The organism is Streptomyces sp. G7(2002), assembly GCF_028870195.1.
GTDB classification, from domain to species: domain Bacteria; phylum Actinomycetota; class Actinomycetes; order Streptomycetales; family Streptomycetaceae; genus Streptomyces; species Streptomyces nigrescens.
Map to the genome: position 1 here is coordinate 1,088,032 of NZ_CP102609.1, position 12,633 is coordinate 1,100,664.

7 protein-coding genes are annotated in these 12,633 nt (G+C 73.1%); all 7 read left to right on the forward strand.

The genetic code is table 11. The features are described 5' to 3' along the window. Positions 1-123: 123 nt before the first annotated feature. The 7 genes from NUT86_RS04150 to NUT86_RS04180 all read left to right on the forward strand — a co-directional run bounded on the left by NUT86_RS04150 (position 124) and on the right by NUT86_RS04180 (position 12,632). Positions 124-1,152, forward strand: coding sequence for a zinc-dependent alcohol dehydrogenase family protein (locus NUT86_RS04150; RefSeq protein ID WP_274733483.1), 1,029 nt, complete (start codon positions 124-126; stop codon positions 1,150-1,152). 160 nt (positions 1,153-1,312) lie between these two features. Continuing rightward, positions 1,313-2,977 (forward strand): FAD-dependent oxidoreductase, encoded by a 1,665-nt coding sequence (locus NUT86_RS04155; RefSeq protein WP_159491182.1) that lies wholly within the window; start codon positions 1,313-1,315, stop codon positions 2,975-2,977. A 100-nt stretch (positions 2,978-3,077) separates the two neighbouring features. Beyond that, positions 3,078-3,458, forward strand: coding sequence for a CU044_2847 family protein (locus tag NUT86_RS04160; protein ID WP_093638186.1), 381 nt, complete (start codon positions 3,078-3,080; stop codon positions 3,456-3,458). Beyond that, complete coding sequence (locus tag NUT86_RS04165) at positions 3,458-5,596, forward strand: VMAP-C domain-containing protein (protein ID WP_274733486.1); 2,139 nt, start codon at positions 3,458-3,460, stop codon at positions 5,594-5,596. Before NUT86_RS04160 ends, NUT86_RS04165 begins: the two co-directional genes overlap by 1 nt. Beyond that, a complete protein-coding gene (locus tag NUT86_RS04170; protein ID WP_148588951.1) occupies positions 5,593-6,546 on the forward strand; it encodes an AAA family ATPase in 954 nt (317 codons plus the stop codon). Before NUT86_RS04165 ends, NUT86_RS04170 begins: the two co-directional genes overlap by 4 nt. 3 nt (positions 6,547-6,549) lie before the next feature. Continuing rightward, complete coding sequence (locus NUT86_RS04175; RefSeq protein ID WP_274733489.1) at positions 6,550-9,966, forward strand: SAV_2336 N-terminal domain-related protein; 3,417 nt, start codon at positions 6,550-6,552, stop codon at positions 9,964-9,966. Between the two features lie 128 nt (positions 9,967-10,094). After that, on the forward strand, positions 10,095-12,632 hold the full coding sequence (locus tag NUT86_RS04180; RefSeq protein ID WP_381680877.1) for a SpoIIE family protein phosphatase: 2,538 nt from the start codon (positions 10,095-10,097) through the stop codon (positions 12,630-12,632). The last annotated feature ends 1 nt before the right edge of the window (position 12,633 follow it).

Genomic DNA, 12,633 nt, shown 5'->3' on the forward strand with positions numbered 1-12,633 from the left:
GCACAGGCCCGGGCCCGGGCGGTCCGCTGTCCGGGCGGCGCCGCGCGGCGAACCCGGCCGAGCGGTGGCAGGTCCCGCGGCGCACCGTTTGTCCGGCTCCCCTGCGGGCGCCATCCTGGAGCCATGGCCCCCGTTTCCGGCCCGGACGCACTGTCCGGCTGGGCCGTCCGGCATCCCGGCCCGATCACCTCCGGGCCGCTGGTGTCGGTCCGTCGCCCCGCACCCGAGCCGGGCCCCGATGACCTGCTGCTCAGGGTGGAAGCCTGCGGTGTCTGCCGTACGGATCTGCACCTGGCGGAGGGGGACCTGCCCCCGCACCGCCCGTCGACCGTACCGGGCCATGAGATCGTCGGCCGGGTGACCGCCACCGGCGAGGCGGTGACGCGGTTCCGGGCCGGGGACCGGGCCGGCGGGGCATGGCTGCGCGGTACCTGCGGAGTCTGCCGCTACTGCCGCGCGGGCCACGAGAACCTCTGTCCGGCCTCCGTCTACACCGGCTGGGACGCCGACGGCGGCTTCGCCGAAGCCGCCCTCGTCCCCGCGGATTTCGCCTACCCGCTCCCGGAAACCCAGGACGCCACGCTGCTGGCGCCTCTGTTGTGCGCCGGGATCATCGGCTACCGCGCGCTGCGCCGCAGTGCGCTGCCCGCCGGCGGCCGGCTCGGGATCTACGGTTTCGGCGCCTCGGCGCATCTGGCCGCACAGGTCGCCCTGGCCGAAGGGGCCACCGTGCATGTGCTGACCCGGTCCGCGCAGGCCCGTGAACTCGCCCTGGCACTGGGCGCGTCCTCGGCCGGCGGCGCCTACGACCGGCCGCCCGAACCGCTGGACTCGGCGATTCTCTTCGCTCCGGTGGGCGATCTGGTACCGGTGGCGCTGCAGGCGCTGGACCGCTCCGGCACCCTCGCCGTTGCCGGAATCCACCTCTCCGACATCCCGCCGCTCACCTATCAGCAGCATCTCTTCTACGAGCGGAATCTGCGCAGCGTGACCTCCAACACCCGGGAGGACGGGCGTGAGTTCCTGGCGACCGCGGCGCGGATCGGCATCCAGGTCACCGTCAGCCCCTACCCGTTGAGCCGCGCCCCGGAGGCACTCGCGGACCTGGCCGCCGACCGGGTGCACGGCGCCGCCGTGCTGACGCCCGGCTGACCCTCCGTGTGACGGCCGCCAGGAAATGAGCACGTCATACGGGGTCAACTCCGATCCACGGGCTCACCCCTTTCGAGTACTCGCACCACCCGGCGTCGTCACGGATAGTAGTCATCGGTAACGCAATGCTGTCGATGCGCGCATGAGGGCAAGGAGCCATATGACGGTCAATCAAATCCAGGTCGGAGCCGAGTGCGGGATCGAAGTGGGTCCCGGCGACGCCCGCTACGAGGCCCTGCGGAGAGGGTTCAACCAGCGCTTCATCGCGACACCCGACTATGTGTCGGTGGTCAGCTCGACGAGCGAGGTCGTCGCCGCGGTCAACAAGTATCTGGCGAGCCACCGTTCCGACGAGGATCTCCACCGGCGGCTCACGGTCCGGTCGGGCGGCCACTGCTACGAGAACTTCGTCTGCGGCGACGACGTGGGCGTGATCATCGACCTCGGGCAGCTGGACCGGGCCTATCTGGACCAGGAGATGGGCGCGTACTGCGTGGAGTCGGGCGCGAACAACTGGCATGTCGCCACCCACCTCTACGCACCGTTCGGGGTGGCCCTTCCCGGCGGCTCCTGTTACTCCGTGGCCGCGGGCGGCCATGTGGCCGGCGGGGGTTACGGGCTGCTGTCCCGGCAGCACGGGCTGACCGTCGACTACCTCTATGCGGTGGAGGTCGTCGTCGTCCGCGACGGACAGCATGCGGAGGTCGTGATCGCCCGCCGCGACTCACCCGAGCCGGAGCTGCGGGAGCTGTGGTGGGCCCACACCGGCGGGGGCGGCGGGAACTTCGGCGTGGTCACCCGGTATTGGTTCAAGGGACTGCCCGAGCCCCCCTCCCAGGTCCTGCTGCACGCCGTGGCCTGGCCATGGGAGGACATGCTCGAGGACCCGGAACGCCTGAAGTCGCTGGTGCGCAATTACGGGCTGTTCTTCGAGTACGAGAACACCACGGAGCTCCCGGCGTCCCTCCGCTGCGACTACAGCGACATGTTCACCCTGCTGAAGCTGAACCAGCGGGCCAACGGCAAGATCGGTCTGATCACCCAGCTCGACGCCACCAGGCCGGACAGCGTGGAGAGGCTGAATGCCTTCCTCGAGTGGATCACCCAGGACCTGGGCATCGAGCCCACCCCGCTGGACCGGCGGATGGGCGAGCACGCGCCCATGGGCGGCCTTGAGGTGCCGACCCGGCTGCCCTGGCTCACCGCCACCCAGACGCTCAACGGCTCCGGCGACAACCAGTGCGGCAAGTACAAGTCGGCGTACATGAGGCGTGGCTTCACCGAAGCGCAACTCGACGCCATCTACCACCACTTGTCGTGCGAGGGATACGACAACCCCCAGGCACTGCTCCAGGTCGACTCGTACGGCGGCGCGATCAACCTCCCCGACAGCAGCGACACCGCGGTCTACCAACGCAGTTCCGTACTCAAGCTGCAGTACCAGACGTACTGGAGCTATCAGCAGGACTCCAACGACGACGGTGTCGCCGACCATCACGACGCCGAGGCCGACCCCTCGATCGCGGCGCCGCATCTGCGCTGGATCCGCGAGTTCTACCGCGATGTCTACCAGGACACCGGCGGGGTGCCGATCCTGGCGCCGACCGGCGCCCCGGACGGCGGGCAGCCGGACCCGGTGACCGACGGGTGCTACATCAACTATCCCGACCGCGACCTCGACGATCCCGAGTGGAACTGTTCCGGCCAGTCGGCGCATCGTCTGTACTACGGCGACAACTATGGGCGCCTGCAGGCGGTCAAGGAGCGCTGGGATCCGCGCAATGTGTTCCGCAACGCCCAGTCCGTCCGGCCGTACACCGACTGACCCACGCCGCCGGGGCCGGGGCCGTGGCCGGGGCCGGGCCCGGCAGGGATGATCCGTCCGTTCCGCTGCCGTGAGCACCGCTGATCGGCACAATGGAGGTGTGCCACATCTCTCAGAACTCAGCCTTGCCGACGGGACGTCGATCCGCCTGGAGCTGGCCCCGGCGACCGCGGCGTCACCCCCGGCGCAGTCCCAAGAGGCCGACCTGCCGGACGGTATGGGCCCGACCGTGCCGGTGGCCCGGGGCGGCGCCGCGGCCGGAGCCGGTGCCGTCGCGGCGATGCGGACGACGCTGCGTCCGCTCGGGCCGCTGCTCCAGGAGATCCATGATGCGGTCACCGCGTCCGAACGACCGCCGCACGAGATGTCGGTGCAGTTCGGGGTGCAGGTCGGCCAGGACCTCAAGCTCGGGATCGTCGGGGCCAACGGCCATGCGAGTCTGACGATCACGGCGACCTGGCAGCCGCAGCGGGCGGAGTAATGGGCTGGTTCCGCGCCGTATCGGGCACCGACGATGCGGCGGATCCCCGCTTCCGGGTGGCGTCGGTGCTGGATGCCGGGGACGGCAAAGCGGCGGGCGCGGCCGTGGTGCTGACGCCCCATCACCTGCTCACTTGCGCCCATGTCGTCAATGACGCGCTCGGGAAGGACCTCTTCGACGACAGCCGGCCGGAGGGGGCCACACTGCGGGTGCAGACACACGGCCCGTCCGGTGCGCAGCTGCACGAAGCGCAGCCCGTCCACTGGCTCCCGCCGCGCCGGCTCGACGGAACGGACGGTCCGCCGGGCCGTGGCGAGCTGGAGTGGGCGGGCGATCTGGCGGTCCTCAGGGTCAACGCCGAGTTATGCTGCCCGGCTCCGCCGGAGTTCCGGCGGATGCGGGTGGGCCAGTCCGTGCGCGCCTGGCACGGCAGCGCGCTGAGCGGCTCGTACGCCGATGTCCGGGTGAAGACCTGTGACAGCCGGGTCGGCTACCTGGACGGCGCGCTCTCCGGCATGGCGATCGGGCCCGCCTACAGCGGCGGCCCCCTGTGGTCGGATGCCGAGGGCGCGGTCGTGGGACTCGTGGCCGCCTGTGTGCTGCCGCCGGTCGACCAGGTCTACGACTCCCGGCATGTCACCCGCCGCAGTTGGGCCATCCCGTGGCAGCGGATCGAGGCGGAGCTGCGGGCGGCCGGCGCCGGGGCACTGCTCGACCGGCCGGTCCGTGACGACGATCCCGCGCAGGCCGTCCTGGCCGATCTGCTGGCGAATGTGCTGCCCGCGCCGATGTTCCGGGCCGACTACGCCAGGGCGGTCGCCGAGCGCTGCGGCCTCGGGCACCCCACAGACGGCTCCGCCCCGACTCCCGAGGAGTTCGCGCGGATTCTGGTGACCGAGGAGCGGGCGCTGGCGGCGCTGACGGAAGCGCTGCGCTCCCGGGACCCGGGCGCCGTCTCCGCGCTGATCGCGGCGGGGAAGCTGTCCGCGGTGCCCCGGCTGCTGTCGCCGCGGGAGCACGACCGGCTGCTGGCCCAGCTGACGGGGCTGCCGGGCGAGCTCGTGGATCTGCTGCCCGAGGCCGTACGGGCCGCGCTGCCGCTGGTCGCGGAACTCCCCTACGACGCCGGGTTCCCCGAGCTGCTCGGCAGGCTGGAACAGCTCTCCGGTGACAGCCGTTCCGGACCGGGCGAACTGCGGGTGCCCGGGCTGCTGCGGGCGGTCGAATTCATGGCGGTGCTGTGTCCCCCTCCGGAGCGGGCCCGGCTGCGGCTGTGGGCCGACGGCGTCGCCGCCCGCCTCGGTATCCCCCCGTCCTCGCTGCGGGAGCGCCGTGCCGACGCGGACGAATGGGCGCTCGGGCGGAACCGGCGCACCCGGCCGCCGCGGCTGTTGGTGCACCTGGTCAAGGCCGGTGCGGACGCCTTCCATCTGCGTCTGTGGAGCGACGACGGGATGGGCCCGCACCGGGCGCCGACCGAGACCGGCCGCCGGTACAGCGCGGCGGAGACCGCCGAGGCGGTGCTGCAGCTCCTGGAACGGCTCTGCCGGACCGCTCCCGAGGGCGTCCGGCCGGTCGTCGAGGTCCTCCTCGACCGTGACTGTCTCGAACTACCCGTGGACGAGTGGGAGTTCGCCGATCCGGACGGCCTGATCCCGGGGGTGCTGGGCGCGGAGTACGCCCTGGTGGTGCACTGTCCGGAACTCCTGCGCCGCAACGAGCGTTTTCTCACCGACTGGCGCCACCGCTGGGACCGTCTGGAATCCTCCGGCCCCCTGCGCATCACCGGTCCGTCCACCGGAGTGCGCGAGGTGTACGGCAAGTTGCTCGACCGGCGCGATGCCGCCCGGGTGTCGGTGGAGGTGTCCGCACGGGCCCGGATGGAGATCATCCAGGTGTGTCTGGCGATGGGCGTTCCGGTCGTGCTGTGGGACCGCGGTCCGGCACACGAGGTGTCGCATGCCGTTCAGCAGGTGTCGGAGTCTCCGGCCCGCGCGCTGCCCGAGCAGGTCCGTTCCTACCGCGCCAAGACCCTGCACCGTCCCGCCGACCATCCGGGCAGGCCCGTCCTCGCCTGGGCCGACCCCGACCGCGCGCTGCCCGAACTCCAGCTTTCCGAACCCACGGAGCTCATATGAACCCCGAACCCGCCGCCGACTGGCGGCTGTTCCAGGGAGACGGCACCCAGCGCCGGGTCACCCTGCCGCAGGCCCCGCCCTGGCGCAGGTTCGGCGGCTCCCGGCGCGGCGCCCCCGGGCCCCTGCCGTATCTGATCGCTCCGGAGCACGCCGACGTGGTCAACGCCGCGCTCCATCTGCGCCGGCCGCTGCTGGTCACCGGGCCGGCCGGCACCGGCAAGTCCTCGCTCGCCAGGGCGGTCGCCCATGAACTCGACCTGGGTGAGGTGCTGCGCTGGCCGGTGAACAGCCGGGCCAACGTCCAGGACGCGCTGTACCGCTACGACGCCATCGGGCGGCTGCGGGAGACCACCCTCAGCCGTGACCGCGGGGAGGCCGAGCCCTCCATCGGCAGCTTTGTGCGCCTCGGCCCGCTGGGCACGGCGCTGGTGCCGGGCCCGCGGCCGCGGGTGCTGCTCGTCGATGAGCTCGACAAGGGGGACGTCGATCTGCCCAACGATCTGCTGACCGTGTTCGAGGAGGGCGTCTTCGAGATCCCGGAGCTGGCCCGGCTGCCCGAGTCGCAGTCGGTGGTCCAGGTCCTGGCGGCCGACTCCCAGGACCCGGTCACGGTGGAGCGGGGCAAGGTGCTGTGCACGGAATTCCCGGTCGTGGTGATCACGAGCAACGGGGAGCGGGACTTCCCGCCGGCGTTCCTGCGCCGCTGCATCCGGCTGGATCTGCCCACTCCCGACGAGGAGCGGCTGCGGTCCATCGTGGCGGCCCACCTCGGTGACGGCGCGCTGGTCGGCGTCGAGGACCTGCTCAGGTCGTTCCTGCAGCGCCGCGGTCCGGGCGAACTCGCCACCGACCAGCTGCTCAACGCCGTGTTCCTGCGGGCCGGCGGCGTCGATCTGGATGCCGACGGGCTGCTGGACGCCGTGCTCCATCAACTGGGCGGGACCGTCTGAGCGATGACAGGGGGATCCGACCAGCTCCGGGAGGTGCTCGGGGTCTTCGCGGGGGCCGGTGTCGAGCTGGACCGGCACTCCCTGCTCGATGCGCTCTGGCTGGCCGGACGGCTGCCGACCGGCGAGCAATCGGCGCCTCTCGCACGGGCGTTGGGACCCGGGCACCGGTCGGTGTCCGGGGCCGAGGCGTGCCCGGAGCCACCGCCCCCGCCCGCGCCGGACGACGGTGCCATGGCGGAGGCGGAGCCCCCTGACGTCCTGCCGCTGGACGACCTCGGCGGCGATCTGCACGCCGCGCCGGAGACCGGCACGGTGCCGCGGCCGCCCCGGCGGGAATTCCCTCTGCCGCCGAAGACGAGTGCGGCGATCCCGCTGCGGGTTCCGGAGAACAAGGCGCTCCTCGGCGAGCTGGGCATCGGCCGCGCCCTGCGCCCGCTGCGCCAGCGCCGGACCACCACCCGCATCCAGGAGTTCGACGAGGCGGCGACGGCCGCGGCGCTGGCCGAGAGCGGGCTGCCCGACGTCGTGCTGCGTCCCGGGCACGAGCGCTGGCTCGACCTTGCGCTCGTGGTGGACGACGGCATGTCGATGCTGCTGTGGCGGCGGCTCGCCGTCGAGTGGCGGACGATGATGCAGCGGGTCGGCGCGTTCCGGATGGTCCATGTCCACGGGCTGGACACCCGCGGTCCCGATGCCCCGTTGCTGCGCGGCCGCCCGTTCGACCCGGACACCACCTCGCTGCCGCCGGCGGTGCTGGCCGACCCGTCGGGCCAGACCCTGATCCTGCTGCTGAGCGACGGTATGGGTGCCGCCTGGCGGGATGGCCGGATGCACCGGGTGCTGGGGCGCTGGGCGGCGAACGGGCCGGTGGCGGTGCTGCATGCGCTGCCGCCGCGACTGTGGGGCGGCTCCGGCATCCAGGCCGGCCGCTGGCGGGTGACGACGCGCCGGCGTGGTGCCGCCGGGGTCTCGTGGAGCGTCAGCGATCCGGTCCTGCCCGCCGACCTCGCGCCGTTCCACGGGCTGCCGGTGCCGGTGCTGGAGACCTCGGCGGGCCCCGTCTCGGCCTGGTCCCGGCTGCTCGCCTCGACCGGCGGCACGGTCCAGCTCCCGCTGCTGCACGCACCGGCCGGGCGCCCCGTCGTCCCGTCCGGCGACGGCACGGACACCGTCCGGCACTTCCGCGACGCGGCCTCGCCCGAGGCGTACCGGCTCGCCGCGCACATCGCGGCGGTCGCGCCCGTTTCCGTTCCGGTGATGCGGCTGGTGCAGTCCGCGGTGCCGTGGTCCGCCGACACCGCCCATCTGGCCGAGGTGTTCCTCGGCGGGCTGATGCAGCCCGTCGAGGCGCCGGTGGCCGGTCCGCTGCGGGACCAGCACCGGATCTTCGACTTCTCCGAGGCGGCCAAGTCGGCGCTCCTGGACGCGGTGTCCACGCCCGAACTCCTGCGCACCGGCCGCCACATCGGGCACCGGCTGGAGCAACTGGCCGGGCGCTCCCCCGACTTCCCCGCCTGGCTCGCGCATCCGGACGGGATGGACCACCTCCCGGCCGGCTCGCGCGCCTTCTCCTCCGTGGAACGGCGGTTGATGGCCCGGCTCGGCGCCTCCGTGCAGGTGGCGCCGCCGGACGACGACATGGAGCCGGCGGGCACCGACGGCTGGCGCCCCCTCACCTCGCGGGATCCCCGACGGCTGGGCCCGTACACCCTGCACGGCCGGCAGCCCGGTGCACGTTCGCTCGTGTACCTGGGCCGCGACCGTGCCGGCAAGGAGGCCGCGGTCCGGGTGATCCGGCCGGGCGCACCGGAGGAGGCGGCGGCGATGCTCACCACCGAGGCGGAGGCGCTGGGGCGGATGGCCGGCCAGTATGCGCCGGTGCTGCTCGCGACGGGCCCGCGCGATGATCCGCCGTGGCTGGCCATGCAGCTCTACCGCCCGTCCGGGCAGGACCAGGGCGGGCCGCCGCCGCAGCTCAGCAGCCTGCTGCGGGCGGCCACCGGCTCCCAGCTGCGCCGCGACACCCTGCTGTCCATCGCCTACGGATGGCATCTGGCGAGCGCCGTCAACCTGTGCCATCTCAAGGGGCTGGTACTCCCCGAACTCACCCCGCAGAGCGTGCATGTCGTCGGGCGCTCCCTGATGCTGACCGGTCTGGGCCGGTGCGGCATCGACGGGAACTTCCGGGCCCGCGGGGCGGAAGCCGTCCCGACGATGGCGGACAACATCGAGTCGCTGGGCCAGATCCTGCGCCGGCTCGGGGACAAGCACCGCGTCCCGCAGTCCGCGGAGAGCGGGGACATGGCGCTGTGGCAGGGCGACACCTGGCGGCCGTTGCGCGAGATCGTCACGGCGTGCCTGTCCGAGGACCCGGGGCGCCGCCCGACCGCCGGTGAGGTCGCCGAGACCTTCGCCCGTTACGTGCCGATGGTGACGGAACTGCGGACGGGCGGCGCCGATTCCGGGAGCGCGGCCGGCACCGGGAGCGCCGCACGCTTCTCGTTCCGTCCGGGCCCGCAGATCCCGCTCGACCACGACTCCGCGGAGCTCGGCGAGGCGGCGGACCGGCCGCTGCGGGGCGGCGGTCCGGTGCCCCGGCTGGGGCGGCGGCGGATGGGGCCGGAGCAGCAGCGGAAGCTGGAACTGGTCCGTGCCCGCCTGCGGTTCAGCTACCGGGCGACCGTCGTCGGCGTGGACGGCGATGTCGGCCGGAGCACCGTCACGATCGCGCTGGGGGCGCTGCTGTCCGCCGCGCGCGGTGGGCGGGTGATCGCGCTCGACGCCGGCCACGCCGTCGGTGAGCTGGCCGGCCGGCTGAACCTCGGCGGCTCGGCCGGGCTGCGTCACGATCTGCTCCGTACGCTGCCCGCGGCCGACAGCTACGAGGAGGTACTGCGCCACACCCTGGACGGCCCGTCAGGACTGCGGGCGCTCACGCACGGCCTGGGCCGCACCACGCCGGTTCCAGTGTACGAGGAGGAGTACCGCCGGCTGATGGAGCTGCTGAGCCGGCACTTCTCCGTCGTCCTCGCGGACTGGGCCCATCTGCGGACGGAGAGCGTCACCGACACCGCCCTGTCGATGACGCACCGTCTGGTCGTGGTGGCCCCGATGACCGAGCGCGGCATCGAGCAGACACAGACACTGCTGTCCCTTCTCGCGCGCCGTGGCCACCCGGAGCTGGCGGAGCGCGCCGTCCTCGCGGTCACCGGCCTTGCCGGGCCGGACCGGCCGGTGCGGCGGGACGATGTCGTCGAGCACTTCCGCGGCCATCCGGGCGGGGTGGTCTTCATCCCGTTCGACTACCGCCTCGACAGCCAGCGCGACATCGAGCTCGCCCGGCTGCGGTCCCGTACACAGGACGCGTTCCTCGACCTCGCCGCGCTGCTGGCGGAGGACTTCCCCGGTCACACACCGTGATCCCGGCGCCGACTAGCTCCCGGCTCGCTGTGTGCCGCACCATGGAGAGAAGACGGTAAAACACGACATATCCGATTGAGGCGGTGGCGGGGTGGACGCCCTGGCCCCCGAGGGCGGATACGGCGACCGTGGCTTATGACGACGGCTTCCGGCGTACGGAGGCGGTGCAGGCAGTGACCGCACGAGTCCTTGGGTCTACCGGGGCTGAGCTGACCGCCGTCTACGTGCCGGCCGAAGGGGACAGCGTTCTTCAGCTGGCCGAGATGGTCGGAGGCTCCGGCGTCCCCTACGGATTGCCGACGAGCTATCCGGTGTCCGGCAACTCTCCGGTCGCCGCGGCCTTCCGTGGCGGCGCCCCTCTGTGGCTGGGCCCGGCGGAGCTCGCGGAGTACGACCTGACCGGTTCCCCTGACAGCCCCGGCGCCGACCCCTGGGACGGTGCCGGGAAGCCGCCGGCCGATGTCTCCCTCGGCGTGCTGCCGCTGGGCGTGAGCGGGCGGCTCCTGGGGTGCCTGGTGGTGATGGACAAGGCCACCGACGCCTTCGACGCGGACCGCCGCCACCTCCTGGAGCTGCACGCCGACCAGGTGGCCGCGGGGCTGGATGCCGTCGCGGCCCGGGTCATGGCGCAGACGGAGCGGCGTTCGCTGCTGGGGCCGGGGCTGGACACCCTCCGGGGCGGCGCTTTCACGCTGGTGCTGCGCACCGGACGGATGGACGCGGACGCACAGGTGCTGGAGCTGTTCGGCATCGCTCCTGAGGAGTTCGACCGGCGGGTGGAGACGCTGCTGGAGCGCACCGTACCGGACGACGTGCCCGCGCTGATGTCGATCGTGGAGCCGGGCGGGCTGCCCACGGCCGGCCAGCAGATGTCGATCCGTATCCGCCGGCCCAACGGCGAGCTGCGCTGGCTGAGCCTGCGCAGCCGGGTGCTGGTCGACGCCGGCGGCGCCCCGGAGCGGATGCTGGGGGTGGTCGCCGACGCCTCGTATCTGCGTCCCACCGCCGACGAGGTCTCCATCGTGCAGCGGCTGTCGACCGCGCTGGCCGGCGCCACGACGATCCGGGACGTCAGCCGGGTGGTGGTCTCCGCGCTGCGGGCGCCGCTGGGGGCGGACCGGGTGGCGGTGGCCGAGCTGGAGGCGGACCGGTTCGTGGTGTCCGTCCTCGACCCCCCGGAGCCCGGTGCCTGGCCCGATGCGTGGCGGTCCGAATGGCGGTCCGAGTGGCCTGATGCAGCCTGCCACTCCATGCCCACGCTGGAGAGCGTGCTGCGCGCCGGGCATGTCGCCCTGTGGCCGCCGGGAGCGGCCCTCGAACCCGACCTTGTGGGCATCGGGCCCGGCGGGCTCGCCGTGCTGCCGCTGCCGGCCGAGGGCCGGATCGTCGGGGTGTGCCTGATCGGATGGGACGAGGAGCACCACTTCGGGCCGGAGGAGCGGTCCTTGCTGACCGCGACCGCGGGCCTGGTGGGGCAGGCCCTGGTGCGCGCCCATGCGCTGGACGCCGGGCACGAGCTCGCCACGATGCTCCAGCGCAGCCTGCTGCCCCGCAAGCTGCCGTCGCTGCCCGGTGGGGTGGCCGTCGCCCGCTATCTGCCCGCCACGATGGGGCTCGAAGTGGGCGGCGACTGGTACGACGTCATTCCGCTCTCCGACGGCCATGTCGCGCTCGTCATCGGCGATGTGGAGGGCCACAGCGCCGGCGCCGCCACGATCATGGGGCAGATGCGCACGGCCATCAGGGCCTACGCGGTGGAGGGCCACCCGCCCGATGTGGTGATCGCCCACGCCAACCGGCTGCTCCTCGGCATGGAGACCGATCTCTTCGCCACCTGCTGCTATGTGGACCTGGACATGGAGGAGGGCATCGCCTGGTTCGTCCGGGCCGGGCATCTGCCGCCGCTGCTGCGGCTCCCCGACGGCAGCACCGAGGAACTGCCGGTCGAGGGCGGGCCTCCGCTGGGGGTGGCCGAGGACGGTGAGTTCCCGCTGACCGAGGTGGGCCTGGCCCCCGGCACCGTGCTCGCCCTGCTCACGGACGGCCTGGCGGAGTCGGCCAGCCTCCCCCTGGAGGACGGCATCCGCCGGGTGCGTGCGGCGCTCGCCGCGGCCGATCCGGCCGATGCCGGTCAGCTCGCCGATGACCTCCTCGGGGGCGCGAAGCGGCGGGACGACGATGTGGCCCTGCTGGTGCTGCGCTACGACGGGATGCGGGTCCGCCCGACCCGGGTGCGCTGGACGGTGTGGCGGCTGCCGGACGCCGTCATGCACGCCCGCCGCTTCACCGGGCGCACCCTGCGCTCCTGGGGTGTGACCGAGGAGCTGGACGTGGCCCTGCTGGTGGTGTCCGAGCTGGTCACCAACGCCATCGCCCATACCCAGGGGGAGGTACGGCTGGATCTGACGCTGGCCGCGGACCGGCTGCGGGTCGCGGTGAACGATGCGTCGCCCCGCGCCCCCGTCAAGCCGACGAGCGTGGACTGGGAGTCGACCGGTGGCCGGGGGCTGCTGCTCGTCGAAGCGATGTCGGCGTCCTGGGGCTCGGTGCCGCTGAGCGGCGGCAAGCAGGTGTGGAGCGAGATCACCCTGGAGCCGGGCGAGCGGCTCGGCGCCGCGGAGGCGGCCGCCGCGGACGGCCGGCCGAACGGTGAGGAGGTGCGCTGAG